Genomic DNA, 15494 nt, shown 5'->3' on the forward strand with positions numbered 1-15494 from the left:
ACATCACAAAAAGCCAGCGCGTCGTAATTAAAAGCGCTTAGGCCTACGAACAAAATATTACTCAGAAATTCCGCACATTTGCTGCGGATGAGTGCTTTCTAATGCAATAACGTTCGTCCAGTTGTTCTTTCGCCTCTCTCCTGGCGGATAACGCGAAGCTGAAGGATTAGCCGGAAGCCTGGAGCACAGCATCAACAAGGCAGGTAAGCATTAGCCGCCTGAAAGTGAAGCAAATATGATAAATGAAAATCGTTCGATACTAAATTTAGACCTCGACCTCTTGAGAACCTTTGTTGCCGTCGCCGATCTCAGTACATTTGCCGCTGCCGCCGTTGCGGTGTGCCGGACTCAGTCAGCGGTAAGCCAGCAGATGCAGCGGCTGGAGCAGTTGGTCGGCAAAGAACTTTTTGCTCGCCACGGGCGCAATAAACTCCTGACAGAACAGGGTATTCAGCTGTTAGGCTATGCGCGGAAGATTCTGCGTTTTAACGATGAAGCCTGTATGTCGCTCATGTTCGGCAGCCTCCAGGGGACGCTGACAGTGGGTGCTTCTGATGAGACAGCGGATACCATTTTACCGTTCTTATTAAATCGGATCGGCAGTTTTTATCCCAAGCTGACCCTTGAAATTAAAGTCCTCAATCATCCCGATATAGTAGATATGCTGAACAATGGGGCGATCGATCTCGCGCTAACGACCCGACCAACGAAGGGTTCGGAAATGCTGACGCTACGCACTTCGCCAACCCTGTGGTACTGCGCGGCGGATTACGTTCTCCCGCAGGGCGAGTCGGTCCCGCTTGTATTGCTGGATGCCGCAGATCCGTTTCGCGAAGATATCACTACGGTACTCGATGTTGCCCGGGTTCCCTGGCATCTGTCCCATACGGCGTCATCAATGGCTGGGGTCAAAGCGGCGGTGAAAGCCGGACTTGGCGTAACCGCGCAGCCGGTAGAGATGATGAGCCCGGAGTTTCGCGTGCCGGGCAGAAGCGACGGGTTACCGGTGCTGCCGGATACCCACTACATGTTGAACTGTAACCCTCAGAAGGCAAGCGAGCTCACTCAGGCGATTTTCCAGTCATTGAGCACGGAGTACCAGCCATGGTCTAGCCAGCGCATTTATACCCCTGAAGGGGGAGATAATTCCCTTGTTTCCTGAAGGGAAAAAGCTAACAAACATCACAAAAACTGGTAACAAAATGTAAGTGCAAAAACGAACCACAGACCTGCAAAATCGCCACTGTGGTTCGTTTTTTTCAAATTTTATTGATGAATTAAATGTTTTGTTGATTTCTTTGCATGTAAATCAGTGGCTTAGTTCTGCTCTTCCTCTCATTTCTCCACTTTTCTCTGCACTTTCAATACTTCCTGCTAATGTTAAAAAACCATCTGGTTTGTTGCTGTTTTCTTGGTTGAATTAACAAAAGCGTGTCGCAGATCAAGAAAATACCCCTCCTTAGGGGGAGGAATCGTGTCTGAATCCTGTCAAAATAGACGGGTAATTTTGATTTACGGCGGAAACGGACACGATTCAACAACACTAAAGCCGAACAGTATGCAAGGTTATTCCGCATGAAAGGGCATTTAATGTTAATGAAAAAAATCCAATGTAAATTAATGTTGTGAAAACTTTTGTTAAAGTTGACAAAAGGTTAATGAAAGGAGTAAAAAGCCACCGCAACTGGCCTTCCACATCACCCAGGGACGCTTTTTTGCACGGCATTTTTTTTTATTCCTCCCCGTGAAACGCTGTGGCGTTCATCTGCCAGTAAGAGCAGAGGGTTTTAGCGCTACACTTTTTTGGTTAAGCAATGCGTATGTCAACATCCACTGAAGTCATCGCTCATCATTGGGCATTCGCTATATTTCTCATCATCGCTATCGGCCTGTGCTGCCTGATGCTCGTCGGCGGCTGGTATCTTGGCGGACGCGCGCGCGCGCGTAGCAAGAACACGCCGTTTGAATCCGGGATCGACTCCGTCGGTTCGGCTCGCTTACGTCTTTCTGCGAAGTTTTATCTGGTAGCCATGTTCTTCGTGATTTTCGACGTGGAAGCCCTGTATCTCTACGCATGGTCGGCCTCTATCCGTGAAAGCGGCTGGGTCGGCTTTGTGGAAGCCGCAATTTTCATTTTAGTGCTACTGGCTGGTCTGGTTTACCTCGTTCGTATCGGCGCACTGGACTGGACGCCTGCGCGCTCCCGTCGCACGCTGGTTAACCCGGAAACAGACAGTCCCACTAACCGTCATACGCAGTAAAAGCGAGGCAATAAGATGGATTATACGCTCACCCGCATCGATCCTAACGGTGAGAACGACCGTTACCCCCTGCAAAAACAGGAGATCGTAACCGACCCCCTGGAGCAAGAAGTCAATAAAAGCGTGTATATGGGGAAACTCGAACACGCCTTGCATGACATGGTGAACTGGGGCCGTAAGAACTCAATCTGGCCTTATAACTTTGGCCTTTCTTGCTGCTACGTGGAAATGGTGACGTCATTCACCGCGGTGCATGACGTTGCGCGCTTTGGTGCAGAAGTATTACGTGCCTCCCCGCGTCAGGCTGACCTGATGGTGGTTGCGGGGACCTGCTTCACCAAAATGGCGCCGGTCATTCAGCGTCTTTATGACCAGATGCTGGAGCCGAAGTGGGTTATCTCGATGGGCGCATGCGCCAACTCCGGCGGAATGTACGATATTTACTCCGTCGTCCAGGGCGTGGATAAGTTTATTCCGGTCGATGTTTACATCCCGGGCTGTCCACCGCGTCCGGAAGCTTACATGCAGGCGCTGATGCTGCTGCAGGAATCCATTGGTAAAGAACGCCGTCCGCTCTCGTGGGTGGTAGGCGATCAGGGCGTGTACCGCGCCAATATGCAGTCGGAACGCGAGCGTAAACGCGGCGAGCGTATTGCAGTGACCAATCTGCGGACTCCGGACGAGATTTAACTTGCGCCTGCGGGCGGGATAAAAACTTCGCAAATCAATCTACTACAGCGCGAAGCCTCGCCAGCAGTCACCACGGACCTTTTGCAATGGTGAACAATATGACCGATTTAACCGCGCATGACGCCGCACCAGCCTGGCAAACCCGCGATCACCTTGATGACCCGGTGATCGGCGAACTGCGCAACCGTTTTGGGCCGGATGCCTTTACCGTTCAGCCTACCCGCACCGGCGTTCCGGTGGTTTGGGTTAAGCGCGAACAGTTGCTTGAGGTGGGTGATTTCCTGAAGAAATTGCCGAAGCCTTACGTGATGCTGTTCGACCTGCACGGCATGGACGAACGTCTGCGCACGCACCGCGACGGTTTACCCGCCGCGGATTTTTCCGTTTTCTATCACCTGATTTCAATAGACCGCAACCGCGACATCATGCTCAAGGTTGCCTTGTCTGAAAACGATCTGCATCTGCCGACCTTCACCAAACTGTTCCCTAACGCTAACTGGTATGAGCGTGAAACCTGGGAGATGTTTGGCGTGACCTTCGACGGCCACCCGAACCTCAGGCGCATCATGATGCCGCCGACATGGGAAGGCCATCCGCTGCGTAAAGACTATCCGGCGCGCGCCACCGAATTTGACCCGTTTGAGCTGACCAAAGCCAAACAGGATCTGGAAATGGAAGCGCTGACCTTCAAACCGGAAGAGTGGGGCATGAAGCGCGGGACCGAAAACGAGGACTTCATGTTCCTTAACCTCGGCCCGAACCACCCTTCAGCGCACGGTGCGTTCCGTATTATTCTGCAGCTCGATGGCGAAGAGATTATCGACTGCGTGCCCGATATCGGTTACCACCACCGCGGCGCGGAGAAGATGGGCGAACGCCAGTCCTGGCATAGCTACATTCCTTATACCGACCGTATTGAATATCTTGGCGGCTGCGTTAACGAAATGCCGTACGTACTGGCGGTAGAAAAACTGGCGGGTATTACCGTGCCGGACCGCGTCAACGTGATCCGCGTGATGCTCTCCGAGCTGTTCCGCATCAACAGCCATCTGCTGTACATCTCCACCTTTATCCAGGACGTCGGGGCGATGACGCCGGTATTCTTTGCCTTTACCGACCGCCAGAAGATCTACGATCTGGTGGAGGCGATTACCGGTTTCCGTATGCACCCGGCCTGGTTCCGCATCGGCGGCGTCGCGCACGACCTGCCTCGCGGCTGGGATCGCCTGCTGCGCGAATTCCTCGAGTGGATGCCGAAGCGTCTGGATTCCTATGAGAAAGCCGCGCTACGCAACACTATCCTGATCGGTCGTTCGAAAGGGGTTGCCGCCTATAATGCGAAAGAAGCGCTGGAGTGGGGCACCACCGGCGCGGGCCTGCGCGCCACCGGCATCGGCTTCGACGTACGTAAATGGCGTCCCTATTCTGGCTATGAAAACTTCGACTTTGAGATCCCGACCGGCGGTGGCGTCTCCGACTGCTACACCCGCGTGATGCTGAAAGTGGAAGAGCTGCGCCAGAGCCTGCGCATTCTTCAGCAGTGCCTCGATAACATGCCGGAAGGCCCGTTCAAGGCGGATCACCCGCTCACGACGCCGCCGCCGAAAGAGCGCACGCTGCAGCATATCGAAACCCTGATTACGCACTTCCTGCAGGTTTCCTGGGGCCCGGTGATGCCGGCGCAGGAATCCTTCCAGATGATTGAAGCGACGAAGGGTATTAACAGTTACTACCTGACCAGCGACGGCAGCACCATGAGCTACCGTACCCGCGTGCGTACGCCGAGCTTCGCGCACCTGCAGCAGATCCCGGCCGCCATTCGCGGCAGTCTGGTCTCTGACCTGATTGTCTATCTGGGTAGTATCGATTTTGTTATGTCAGACGTGGACCGCTAATTATGCACGAGAATCAACAACCACAAACCGAGGCTTTTGAGCTGAGTGCGGCAGAGCGTGAGGCGATTGAGCACGAGAAGCACCACTACGAAGACCCGCGTGCGGCGTCCATTGAAGCGCTGAAGATCGTTCAGAAGCAGCGCGGCTGGGTGCCGGACGGCGCAATCTACGCTATCGCCGATGTGCTGGGGATCCCGGCCAGCGACGTAGAAGGCGTGGCGACGTTCTATAGCCAGATTTTCCGCCAGCCGGTAGGGCGTCACGTCATTCGCTACTGCGATAGCGTGGTGTGCCATATTACCGGGTTCCAGGGCATTCAGTCGGCGATCGAGAAGAAGCTGGATATCAAACCGGGTCAAACGACCTTTGATGGCCGCTTCACTCTGCTGCCGACCTGCTGTCTGGGCAACTGCGACAAGGGGCCGACGATGATGATTGATGAGGACACTCACAGTTATCTGACGCCGGAAGCGATTCCTGACCTCCTGGAGCGGTATAAATGAAAACCATTATTCGTACTGCCGAAACCCATCCGCTGACCTGGCGGCTGCGCGACGACAAGCAGCCGGTATGGCTGGATGAATACCAGAGCAAAAATGGCTACGCCGGGGCGCGTAAAGCGCTCTCCGGGATGGCGCCGGATGAAATCGTCACGGCGGTAAAAGACGCTGGCCTGAAAGGGCGCGGCGGCGCGGGCTTTTCCACCGGTTTGAAGTGGAGCCTGATGCCGAAAGACGAATCCATGAACATCCGTTATCTGCTGTGTAACGCAGATGAAATGGAGCCGGGTACCTATAAAGACCGCCTGCTGATGGAGCAGCTGCCGCACCTGCTGGTGGAGGGTATGCTGATCTCCGCTTTTGCGCTGAAAGCTTACCGCGGCTACATCTTCCTGCGCGGAGAATATGTTGAAGCGGCTCAGCATCTGCGCCGGGCGATTGCCGAAGCGACCGAAGCGGGCCTGCTCGGCAAAAACATACTCGGCACCGGTTTTGACTTCGAGCTGTTCGTCCATACCGGGGCAGGGCGCTATATTTGCGGCGAAGAAACCGCGTTGATTAACTCTCTCGAAGGCCGCCGCGCGAACCCGCGCTCGAAGCCGCCGTTCCCGGCCAGCTCCGGCGTATGGGGCAAACCGACCTGCGTTAACAACGTTGAGACCCTGTGCAACGTGCCGGCGATTCTGGCTAACGGCGTTGAGTGGTATCAGAACATTTCCACCAGTAAAGATGCTGGCACCAAGCTGATGGGCTTCTCCGGGCGGGTGAAAAATCCGGGCGTCTGGGAGCTGCCGTTCGGCACCACCGCGCGCGAGATCCTCGAAGATTACGCCGGCGGCATGCGCGATGGCCTGAAGTTCAAGGCCTGGCAGCCGGGCGGCGCGGGTACCGACTTCCTGACTGAAGCGCATCTTGACCTGCCGATGGAGTTCGAAAGCATCGGTAAAGCGGGAAGCCGCCTGGGGACGTCGCTGGCGATGGCCGTTGACCACGAGATCAACATGGTATCGCTGGTGCGCAACCTCGAAGAGTTTTTCGCCCGCGAGTCCTGCGGCTGGTGCACGCCTTGCCGCGACGGTCTGCCGTGGAGCGTGAAAATTCTGCGCGCTCTCGAGCGCGGCGAAGGGCAGCCGGGGGATATCGAGACGCTTGAGCAACTGTGTCGATTCCTCGGACCGGGTAAAACCTTCTGCGCGCACGCGCCGGGTGCGGTTGAGCCGCTACAGAGCGCGATTAAATATTTCCGCGAAGAATTCGAAGCTGGCATTAAACAGCAGTTCAGCAATACCCATGCAATCAACGGGATTCAGCCGAACCTGCTTAAGACGCGCTGGTAATGTATCCACAAGATCATTCAGGTTGCATCAAGGCGGCAACTGAGTGAACCCCCAGGACTTACTACAGTAAGTGACCGGGGTGAACGAAGGCAGCCAACGCAGAGGCCGCCTGAATGAAGAAGTGGAAAAGATTTTTTTACTTTGGAAGCACGCTAATGGCTACGATTCATGTAGACGGCAAAGAGTACGAGGTCAACGGAGCGGACAACCTGTTAGAAGCTTGTCTCTCTCTGGGTCTTGATATTCCTTACTTTTGCTGGCATCCGGCGCTGGGAAGCGTTGGTGCTTGCCGCCAGTGTGCGGTGAAGCAATATCAGAACGCGGAAGACACGCGTGGCCGCCTGGTGATGTCCTGTATGACTCCGGCATCCGACGGCACTTTTATTTCTATCGACGACGCAGAAGCGAAGCAGTTTCGCGAAAGCGTAGTTGAGTGGCTGATGACCAACCACCCGCACGACTGTCCGGTGTGCGAAGAGGGCGGCAACTGTCACTTACAGGATATGACCGTGATGACCGGTCATAGCTTCCGTCGCTACCGCTTTACCAAGCGTACCCACCGTAACCAGGATCTGGGGCCGTTCATCTCCCACGAAATGAACCGCTGCATCGCCTGCTACCGCTGCGTTCGCTACTATAAAGACTATGCCGACGGTACCGACCTGGGCGTCTATGGCGCTCACGATAACGTCTACTTCGGTCGCCCGGAAGACGGCGTGCTGGAGAGCGAATTCTCCGGCAACCTGGTTGAAGTCTGTCCGACCGGCGTCTTTACCGATAAAACACACTCCGAGCGCTATAACCGTAAATGGGATATGCAGTTTGCACCAAGCATCTGCCAGCAGTGTTCCATCGGCTGTAACATCAGCCCCGGCGAGCGCTACGGCGAACTGCGTCGTATCGAAAACCGCTATAACGGTACCGTTAACCGTTACTTCCTCTGCGACCGCGGACGTTTTGGCTACGGCTATGTGAATCTGAAAGATCGCCCGCGTCAGCCGGTTCAGCGTCGCGGCGACGATCTGATTACCCTTAACGCCGAGCAGGCGATGCAGGGGGCGGCAGATATTCTGCGCCAGTCGAAGAAAGTGATTGGTATCGGCTCCCCGCGCGCCAGCATTGAAAGCAACTTTGCGCTGCGTGAGCTGGTCGGCGCCGACAACTTCTATACCGGCATCGCGAAGGGCGAACAGGAACGCCTGCAGATGATGCTGAAAGTGCTGCGCGAAGGCGGTATTCATACCCCGGCGCTGCGCGAGATCGAATCTTACGATGCGGTGCTGATCCTCGGTGAAGATATTACCCAGACCGGCGCGCGTATCGCGCTGGCGGTGCGTCAGGCGGTGAAAGGCAAAGCGCGCGAAATGGCGGCGGCGCAGAAGGTCGCCGACTGGCAGATCGCCGCGATCCTTAACATCGGCCAGCGTGCGAAGCATCCGCTGTTCGTGACCAACATCGACGACACCCGTCTTGATGACATTGCGGCATGGACCTATCGCGCGCCGGTGGAAGATCAGGCGCGTCTTGGCTTCGCCATTGCCCACGCGCTGGACGATAGCGCGCCGGCGGTCGAAGGTCTGAGCAGCGAGCTGAAAGGCAAAATCGAGGTGATCGTTCAGGCGTTAGCCGGAGCGAAAAAACCGCTGATTGTTTCCGGAACTAACGCCGGCAGCATCGAGGTGATTCAGGCTGCAGCGAACGTGGCGAAAGCCCTGAAAGGCCGCGGCGCCGATGTTGGCGTGACCATGGTCGCCCGGGCAGTGAATAGCGTTGGTCTCGGGATGATCGGCGGCGGCTCGCTTGAAGAGGCGCTGAGTGAACTGGAAACCGGCGCAGCCGATGCGGTTATCGTGCTGGAAAACGATCTGCACCGCCACGCTTCAGCCGCCCGCGTAGATGCGGCGCTGGCGAAAGCGCCGCTGGTGCTGGTGGTTGACCATCAGCGTACGGCGATTATGGAAAAAGCGCATCTGGTGCTCTCCGCGGCAAGCTTTGCGGAAAGCGATGGCACCGTGGTCAACAACGAAGGTCGCGCCCAGCGCTTCTTCCAGGTTTACGACCCGGCCTATTACGATGCGAAAACCGTGATGCTGGAAAGCTGGCGCTGGCTGCACTCGTTGCACAGCACAGTGAACAATCGTCAGGTTGACTGGACGCAGCTGGACCACGTGATTGACGCCGCCATTGCCGCCCTGCCGCAGCTGGCCGGGATCAAAGACGCCGCGCCGGATGCGACCTTCCGCATTCGCGGTCAGAAGCTGGCTCGTGAACCGCACCGCTACAGCGGACGTACGGCGATGCGCGCCAACATCAGCGTGCATGAACCGCGTCAGCCGCAGGATAAAGACACCATGTTCGCCTTTTCTATGGAAGGGAACAACCAGCCGTCCGCGCCGCGTTCGCAAATTCCGTTTGCCTGGGCTCCGGGCTGGAACTCCCCTCAGGCGTGGAACAAGTTCCAGGATGAAGTGGGCGGTAAACTGCGCCACGGCGATCCGGGCGTGCGTCTGATTGAAGCCTCCGCCAGCGGTCTTGAGTACTTTACCACGGTACCGGCAAGCTTCCAGGCTGAAGAAGGGAAATGGCGTATCGCGCCTTACTATCATCTGTTCGGCAGCGACGAGCTGTCGCAGCGTGCTCCGGTATTCCAGAGCCGCATGCCGCAGCCGTACGTTAAGCTCAACCCGGCAGATGCCGCGAAGCTTGGCGTGAACGAAGGGGCGATGGTTTCCTTCAGCGTTGATGGCCAGGCGCTTAGCCTGCCGCTGGTAATCTCGGCGGGGCTGACGGCAGGGCAGGTTGGCTTACCGATGGGCTTGCCAGGGATTGCGCCGGTGCTGACCGGAGCGCGTATTGATACTCTGCAGGAGGCGAAAGCATGAGTTGGTTAACTCCCGATCTCATCGACATTCTGTTAGGCATCCTTAAGGCGGTAGTGATTCTACTGGTGGTGGTCACCTGCGGCGCGTTTATGAGCTTTGGCGAACGTCGTCTGCTGGGCCTGTTCCAGAACCGTTACGGACCTAACCGCGTGGGCTGGGGCGGTTCGCTGCAGCTTGTCGCCGACATGATCAAAATGTTCTTTAAAGAGGACTGGGTTCCGCGCTTCTCGGATCGTGTGATCTTTACTCTGGCGCCGGTGATCGCCTTTACTTCGCTGCTGCTGGCCTTCGCCATCGTGCCGGTCAGCCCGACGTGGGTGGTGGCCGATCTGAACATCGGTATCCTGTTCTTCCTGATGATGGCGGGCCTGGCGGTCTATGCGGTGCTGTTCGCCGGCTGGTCGAGCAACAACAAATACTCGCTGCTTGGCGCGATGCGTGCTTCTGCCCAGACCCTGAGCTACGAAGTGTTCCTCGGCCTTTCCCTGATGGGCGTAGTGGCGCAGGCCGGTTCATTCAACATGACCGATATCGTCAATAACCAGGCGCATCTGTGGAACGTCATCCCGCAGTTCTTTGGTTTCGTGACCTTTGCGATTGCGGGCGTGGCGGTATGTCACCGTCACCCGTTTGACCAACCGGAAGCGGAACAGGAGCTGGCTGACGGTTACCACATCGAATACTCCGGCATGAAGTTCGGTCTGTTCTTCGTCGGTGAATATATCGGGATTGTTACCGTATCGGCGCTGATCGTGACGCTGTTCTTCGGCGGCTGGAATGGCCCATGGTTACCTCCTTTCATCTGGTTCGCGCTGAAAACCGCGTTCTTTATGATGATGTTCATTTTGATCCGCGCATCATTACCGCGTCCGCGCTATGACCAGGTAATGTCCTTCGGCTGGAAGGTATGCCTGCCGTTAACGCTGATCAACTTGTTGGTAACGGCGGCTGTCATTCTCTGGCAGGCGCAATAAGGGGTGAATTGACCATGACCTTAAAAGAATTATTGGTAGGGTTTGGCACCCAGGTCCGCAGTATCTGCATGATCGGGATGCACGCCTTTGCCAAACGTGAAACTCGGATGTACCCGGAAGAGCCGGTATATCTGCCGCCGCGCTACCGTGGCCGCATCGTGCTGACGCGCGATCCGGACGGCGAGGAGCGCTGCGTTGCCTGTAACCTGTGTGCGGTAGCTTGTCCGGTAGGCTGTATCTCTCTGCAAAAAGCCGAAACTAAAGACGGCCGCTGGTATCCGGAGTTTTTCCGCATCAACTTCTCACGCTGCATTTTCTGCGGTCTGTGCGAAGAAGCATGCCCGACGACGGCGATTCAGTTGACCCCGGACTTTGAGCTGGGCGAATACAAACGTCAGGATCTGGTGTACGAAAAAGAGGATCTGCTGATTTCCGGTCCGGGTAAATACCCGGAATATAACTTCTACCGGATGGCGGGTATGGCAATCGACGGCAAAGATAAGGGCGAAGCAGAGAACGAAGCTAAGCCTATCGACGTCAAGAGCCTGTTACCGTAAGGAGAGGGCAATGGAATTCGCTTTTTATATCTGTGGCCTGATAGCCATCCTCGCAACCCTGCGGGTGATCACCCACACCAATCCGGTGCACGCGCTGCTGTACCTGATCATTTCGCTGTTGGCGATCGCCGGGGTGTTCTTCTCGCTAGGGGCTTACTTTGCCGGTGCGCTGGAAATTATCGTCTACGCCGGAGCCATTATGGTGCTGTTCGTGTTCGTGGTGATGATGCTCAATCTGGGCGGCAGCGAAATCGAGCAGGAGCGCCAGTGGCTGAAACCCGGGATCTGGATTGGCCCCGCCATCCTCTCTGCGGTACTGCTGGTGGTTATCGTTTACGCCATCCTCGGTATTAACGATCAGGGAATTGACGGTGCGGCGATTAACGCCAAAGAGGTCGGTATTGCGCTGTTTGGTCCGTACGTTCTGGCGGTGGAGCTGGCCTCCATGCTGCTGCTCGCGGGCCTGGTTGTTGCCTTCCATATCGGCCGCGAAGAGCGCGCCGGGGAAGTGCTGAGTAACCGCCCGAACGACAGCGATAAAAGAAAAACGGAGGAACACGCATGATCCCCTTAACACATGGACTGATCCTCGCCTCTGTCCTGTTTGTCCTCGGCCTGACGGGGCTGGTTATCCGCCGCAATCTGCTGTTTATGCTGATTAGCCTGGAGATCATGATCAATGCCGCGGCGCTGGCTTTCGTGGTTGCAGGAAGCTACTGGGGCCAGACCGATGGCCAGATAATGTATATCCTCGCCATCACCCTCGCCGCCGCGGAAGCGAGTATCGGCCTGGCGCTGCTGCTGCAGCTCCATCGTCGTCGCCAGAACCTGAACATCGATTCAGTAAGTGAGTTGCGCGGATGAACATGCTTACCCTAACCATTCTTTTGCCATTGATTGGCTTTGTTTTGCTGGCCTTCTCTCGCGGACGCTGGTCGGAGAATTTATCCGCCACCGTGGGGGTGGGTTCGGTCGGTCTGGCGGCGCTGGCGACGGCGTTTGTTGGCGTCGACTTCTTTGCCAACGGCAAACAGGCGGTCAGCGTTCCGCTGTGGACCTGGATGTCGGTGGGCGACTTCAATGTTGGCTTCAACCTGGTGCTGGACGGTCTCTCTCTGACCATGCTGTCCGTGGTCACCGGCGTCGGTTTCCTGATCCACATGTTCGCCTCCTGGTATATGCGCGGTGAAGAGGGCTACTCCCGCTTCTTCGCTTATACCAACCTGTTTATCGCCAGCATGGTGGTTCTGGTGCTCGCTGATAACCTACTGCTGATGTACCTCGGCTGGGAAGGCGTGGGCCTCTGCTCCTATCTGCTGATCGGTTTCTACTACACCGATCCGAAGAACGGCGCGGCGGCAATGAAAGCGTTCGTAGTGACCCGCGTCGGCGACGTGTTCCTGGCGTTCGCACTGTTCATTCTCTACAACGAGCTGGGCACCCTGAACTTCCGCGAAATGGTTGAACTGGCGCCTGCGCACTTCGCCGCCGGTAATAACATGCTGATGTGGGCAACCCTGATGCTGCTGGGCGGCGCGGTGGGTAAATCTGCGCAGCTGCCGTTGCAGACCTGGCTTGCGGACGCGATGGCTGGTCCAACGCCGGTCTCCGCGCTGATCCACGCCGCCACCATGGTGACCGCCGGCGTCTACCTGATTGCGCGCACGCATGGCCTGTTCCTGATGACCCCGGAAATTCTGCATCTCGTCGGGATCGTTGGGGCGGTAACGCTGGTGCTGGCAGGCTTCGCCGCGCTGGTGCAGACCGATATCAAACGCGTACTCGCGTATTCCACCATGAGCCAGATTGGCTACATGTTCCTCGCGCTCGGCGTGCAGGCGTGGGATGCGGCGATTTTCCACCTGATGACCCATGCGTTCTTCAAAGCGCTGCTGTTCCTGTCGTCCGGCTCGGTGATCCTCGCCTGCCACCACGAACAGAATATCTTCAAGATGGGCGGCCTGCGTAAGTCTATTCCGCTGGTGTACGTCTGCTTCCTGGTGGGGGGCGCGGCGCTGTCCGCACTGCCGCTGGTGACGGCAGGCTTCTTCAGTAAGGATGAGATCCTGGCGGGCGCGATGGCGAACGGTCATCTGAATCTGATGGTGGCCGGTCTGGTCGGGGCATTTATGACCTCCCTGTACACCTTCCGTATGATTTTCATCGTGTTCCACGGCAAAGAACAAATTCATGCTCACGCAGGGAAGGGGATTACCCATCATCTGCCGCTGATTGTGTTGCTGGTGCTCTCAACCTTCGTTGGCGCGCTGATTGTGCCGCCGCTGGATGGCGTACTGCCGCAGACCACCGAGCTTGAGCATGGACGCGTCATGACCCTGGAGATTGCCTCCGGAGTGATTGCCATCGCCGGTATTCTGATTGCCGCCTGGCTGTGGCTGGGTAAACGCACGTTGGTCACATCGATTGCCAACAGCGCGCCGGGTCGTCTGCTCGGGACCTGGTGGTACAACGCCTGGGGCTTTGACTGGCTGTACGACAAAGTGTTCGTCAAGCCGTTCCTCGGCGTGGCGTGGCTGCTGAAGAGCGATCCGCTGAATGCGCTGATGAACATTCCGGCGATCCTTTCCCGCTTCGCAGGTAAAGGCCTGGTGGTAAGCGAGAACGGCTATCTGCGCTGGTATGTGGCTTCAATGGGCATTGGCGCTGTCGTGGTGCTGGCGTTACTGATGGTATTGCGCTGAGTTTGAGGATTGTGGGCGTTGTCGGTTAACCCGACTTACAAGCAGTAGGCCCGGCAAGCATAGCGCTGCCGGGCAATAACACCCGCAATCCGAAGTGAATTTTCTGTGAGAATTCGTTGAAAATCGGTCCTGAACGGGACTTTAACAAGGAATAAAGATCGCCATGTTATTACCCTGGCTAATATTAATTCCCTTCATCGGCGGCTTCCTGTGCTGGCAGACTGAACGCTTTGGCGTAAAGGTGCCGCGCTGGATCGCGCTGATCACTATGGGATTGACGTTTATGCTTGGCCTGCAGTTGTGGATGCAGGGCGGCTATTCTCTCACGCAATCTACCGGTATTCCGCAGTGGCAGTCGGAATTCGTGATGCCGTGGATCCCACGCTTCGGGATTAGCATTCATCTGGCTATCGACGGTCTGTCGCTGCTGATGGTGGTGCTGACCGGGCTGCTCGGCGTGCTGGCGGTGCTCTGTTCGTGGCGCGAAATCGAGAAATATCAGGGGTTTTTCCATCTTAACCTGATGTGGATCCTCGGCGGCGTGATCGGCGTATTCCTGGCTATCGACCTGTTCCTGTTCTTCTTCTTCTGGGAAATGATGCTGGTGCCGATGTACTTCCTGATCGCGCTGTGGGGCCATAAGGCTTCCGACGGTAAAACGCGTATCACGGCGGCAACCAAGTTCTTCATTTATACCCAGGCGAGCGGTCTGGTGATGCTGATATCCATCCTGGCGCTGGCGTTTGTGCACTTCAACGCTACCGGCGTATGGACCTTCAACTATGAAGAGCTGCTGAAGACGCCGATGTCGCACGGCGTGGAATACCTGCTGATGCTGGGCTTCTTTATCGCTTTCGCGGTAAAAATGCCGGTGGTTCCGCTGCACGGCTGGCTGCCGGATGCGCACTCTCAGGCGCCGACCGCGGGTTCCGTTGACCTCGCGGGGATCCTGTTGAAAACCGCGGCCTACGGCCTGCTGCGCTTTGCGCTGCCGCTGTTCCCGAACGCTTCCGCCGAATTTGCGCCGATCGCGATGTGGCTTGGCGTCATCGGTATTTTCTACGGCGCGTGGATGGCCTTCAGCCAGTACGATATTAAGCGTCTGATCGCTTACACCTCCGTCTCCCATATGGGCTTCGTGCTGATTGCTATCTACACCGGCAGCCAGCTGGCTTACCAGGGGGCGGTGATTCAGATGATCGCTCATGGTCTGTCAGCAGCCGGTCTGTTTATCCTTTGCGGTCAGCTTTACGAGCGTCTGCATACGCGCGATATGCGCCAGATGGGCGGTCTGTGGAGCAAAATTAAGTGGCTGCCGGCGCTGTCGATGTTCTTTGCGGTGGCGACCCTCGGGATGCCGGGCACCGGTAACTTCGTCGGCGAATTTATGATTCTGTTCGGTAGCTATAAGACCGTGCCGGTGATTACCGTTATTTCTACCTTTGGTCTGGTGTTCGCTTCCGTATACTCGCTGTCGATGCTGCATCGCGCGTACTTCGGTAAAGCAAAAAGCGAAATCGCCGCCAAAGCGCTGCCGGGAATGTCCCTGCGTGAACTGTCGATCATCCTGCTGCTGGTTGTTCTGCTGGTGCTGCTGGGCTTCTTCCCGCAGCCGATTCTGGACACCTCGCACTCTGCGATGAGCAACATTCAGCAGTGGTTTGTTAATTCTGTTTCTACTACAAGGCCGTAATTC

Annotated in this window: 14 protein-coding genes; all 14 read left to right on the forward strand. The window is 56.5% G+C overall.

Going from position 1 to position 15494, the window contains the following annotated elements:
- Window positions 1-235 precede the first annotated feature (235 nt).
- The 14 genes from ACSIPU_RS13950 to nuoM all read left to right on the forward strand — a co-directional run bounded on the left by ACSIPU_RS13950 (window position 236) and on the right by nuoM (window position 15491).
- A complete protein-coding gene (locus ACSIPU_RS13950) occupies window positions 236-1162 on the forward strand; it encodes a LysR family transcriptional regulator (RefSeq protein WP_004104083.1) in 927 nt (308 codons plus the stop codon).
- A gap of 46 nt (window positions 1163-1208) precedes the next feature.
- Complete coding sequence (locus ACSIPU_RS13955) at window positions 1209-1424, forward strand: hypothetical protein (RefSeq protein WP_101836956.1); 216 nt, start codon at window positions 1209-1211, stop codon at window positions 1422-1424.
- Between the two features lie 390 nt (window positions 1425-1814).
- A complete protein-coding gene (gene nuoA, locus ACSIPU_RS13960) occupies window positions 1815-2261 on the forward strand; it encodes an NADH-quinone oxidoreductase subunit NuoA (protein WP_004104081.1) in 447 nt (148 codons plus the stop codon).
- Window positions 2262-2276: 15 nt separating this feature from the next.
- Window positions 2277-2951: an NADH-quinone oxidoreductase subunit NuoB gene (gene nuoB, locus ACSIPU_RS13965; protein ID WP_002913178.1), complete on the forward strand. Its 675-nt coding sequence runs from the start codon at window positions 2277-2279 to the stop codon at window positions 2949-2951.
- Between the two features lie 86 nt (window positions 2952-3037).
- Complete coding sequence (nuoC, locus tag ACSIPU_RS13970; protein ID WP_004104077.1) at window positions 3038-4846, forward strand: NADH-quinone oxidoreductase subunit C/D; 1809 nt, start codon at window positions 3038-3040, stop codon at window positions 4844-4846.
- A 2-nt stretch (window positions 4847-4848) separates the two neighbouring features.
- Entirely contained in the window at window positions 4849-5349 is a 501-nt protein-coding gene (nuoE, locus tag ACSIPU_RS13975; protein ID WP_004104075.1) for an NADH-quinone oxidoreductase subunit NuoE, read from the forward strand.
- Window positions 5346-6683 carry an NADH-quinone oxidoreductase subunit NuoF gene (nuoF, locus tag ACSIPU_RS13980; RefSeq protein WP_004104072.1) on the forward strand — a complete coding sequence of 446 codons (1338 nt, stop codon included), beginning with the start codon at window positions 5346-5348 and terminating at the stop codon, window positions 6681-6683. The genes nuoE and nuoF overlap by 4 nt, the downstream gene beginning before the upstream one ends.
- Before the next feature lie 155 nt (window positions 6684-6838).
- Window positions 6839-9565, forward strand: a complete 2727-nt coding sequence (gene nuoG / locus ACSIPU_RS13985) for an NADH-quinone oxidoreductase subunit NuoG (RefSeq protein ID WP_023329882.1) — start codon at window positions 6839-6841, stop codon at window positions 9563-9565.
- Complete coding sequence (nuoH, locus tag ACSIPU_RS13990; protein WP_004104068.1) at window positions 9562-10539, forward strand: NADH-quinone oxidoreductase subunit NuoH; 978 nt, start codon at window positions 9562-9564, stop codon at window positions 10537-10539. Before nuoG ends, nuoH begins: the two co-directional genes overlap by 4 nt.
- Window positions 10540-10553: 14 nt before the next feature.
- The gene (gene nuoI, locus ACSIPU_RS13995; protein WP_004104066.1) at window positions 10554-11096 is read left to right on the forward strand and encodes an NADH-quinone oxidoreductase subunit NuoI; all 543 of its coding nucleotides are present in this window, start codon (window positions 10554-10556) and stop codon (window positions 11094-11096) included.
- A 10-nt stretch (window positions 11097-11106) separates the two neighbouring features.
- Window positions 11107-11661, forward strand: a complete 555-nt coding sequence (nuoJ, locus tag ACSIPU_RS14000) for an NADH-quinone oxidoreductase subunit J (protein ID WP_004104064.1) — start codon at window positions 11107-11109, stop codon at window positions 11659-11661.
- The gene (gene nuoK, locus ACSIPU_RS14005; protein ID WP_004104062.1) at window positions 11658-11960 is read left to right on the forward strand and encodes an NADH-quinone oxidoreductase subunit NuoK; all 303 of its coding nucleotides are present in this window, start codon (window positions 11658-11660) and stop codon (window positions 11958-11960) included. The genes nuoJ and nuoK overlap by 4 nt, the downstream gene beginning before the upstream one ends.
- Complete coding sequence (nuoL, locus tag ACSIPU_RS14010; protein ID WP_004104060.1) at window positions 11957-13798, forward strand: NADH-quinone oxidoreductase subunit L; 1842 nt, start codon at window positions 11957-11959, stop codon at window positions 13796-13798. Before nuoK ends, nuoL begins: the two co-directional genes overlap by 4 nt.
- Before the next feature lie 163 nt (window positions 13799-13961).
- On the forward strand, window positions 13962-15491 hold the full coding sequence (gene nuoM, locus ACSIPU_RS14015) for an NADH-quinone oxidoreductase subunit M (RefSeq protein ID WP_032728583.1): 1530 nt from the start codon (window positions 13962-13964) through the stop codon (window positions 15489-15491).
- Window positions 15492-15494: the final 3 nt, after the last annotated feature.

The sequence above is a fragment of the Klebsiella sp. HN106 genome (genome assembly GCF_051209435.1).
In the GTDB taxonomy this organism is placed as follows: Bacteria; Pseudomonadota; Gammaproteobacteria; order Enterobacterales; family Enterobacteriaceae; genus Klebsiella; species Klebsiella oxytoca.

What these genes read in the sequence shown, in the direction of transcription:
- ACSIPU_RS13950 (WP_004104083.1), top strand. Translation starts at nt 236, where the DNA reads ATGATAAATGAAAATCGTTCGATACTAAATTTAGACCTCGACCTCTTG.
- nuoA (WP_004104081.1), top strand. Translation starts at nt 1,815, where the DNA reads ATGCGTATGTCAACATCCACTGAAGTCATCGCTCATCATTGGGCATTC.
- nuoB (WP_002913178.1), top strand. Translation starts at nt 2,277, where the DNA reads ATGGATTATACGCTCACCCGCATCGATCCTAACGGTGAGAACGACCGT.
- nuoC (WP_004104077.1), top strand. Translation starts at nt 3,038, where the DNA reads ATGGTGAACAATATGACCGATTTAACCGCGCATGACGCCGCACCAGCC.
- nuoE (WP_004104075.1), top strand. Translation starts at nt 4,849, where the DNA reads ATGCACGAGAATCAACAACCACAAACCGAGGCTTTTGAGCTGAGTGCG.
- nuoF (WP_004104072.1), top strand. Translation starts at nt 5,346, where the DNA reads ATGAAAACCATTATTCGTACTGCCGAAACCCATCCGCTGACCTGGCGG.
- nuoG (WP_023329882.1), top strand. Translation starts at nt 6,839, where the DNA reads ATGGCTACGATTCATGTAGACGGCAAAGAGTACGAGGTCAACGGAGCG.
- nuoH (WP_004104068.1), top strand. Translation starts at nt 9,562, where the DNA reads ATGAGTTGGTTAACTCCCGATCTCATCGACATTCTGTTAGGCATCCTT.
- nuoI (WP_004104066.1), top strand. Translation starts at nt 10,554, where the DNA reads ATGACCTTAAAAGAATTATTGGTAGGGTTTGGCACCCAGGTCCGCAGT.
- nuoJ (WP_004104064.1), top strand. Translation starts at nt 11,107, where the DNA reads ATGGAATTCGCTTTTTATATCTGTGGCCTGATAGCCATCCTCGCAACC.
- nuoK (WP_004104062.1), top strand. Translation starts at nt 11,658, where the DNA reads ATGATCCCCTTAACACATGGACTGATCCTCGCCTCTGTCCTGTTTGTC.
- nuoL (WP_004104060.1), top strand. Translation starts at nt 11,957, where the DNA reads ATGAACATGCTTACCCTAACCATTCTTTTGCCATTGATTGGCTTTGTT.
- nuoM (WP_032728583.1), top strand. Translation starts at nt 13,962, where the DNA reads ATGTTATTACCCTGGCTAATATTAATTCCCTTCATCGGCGGCTTCCTG.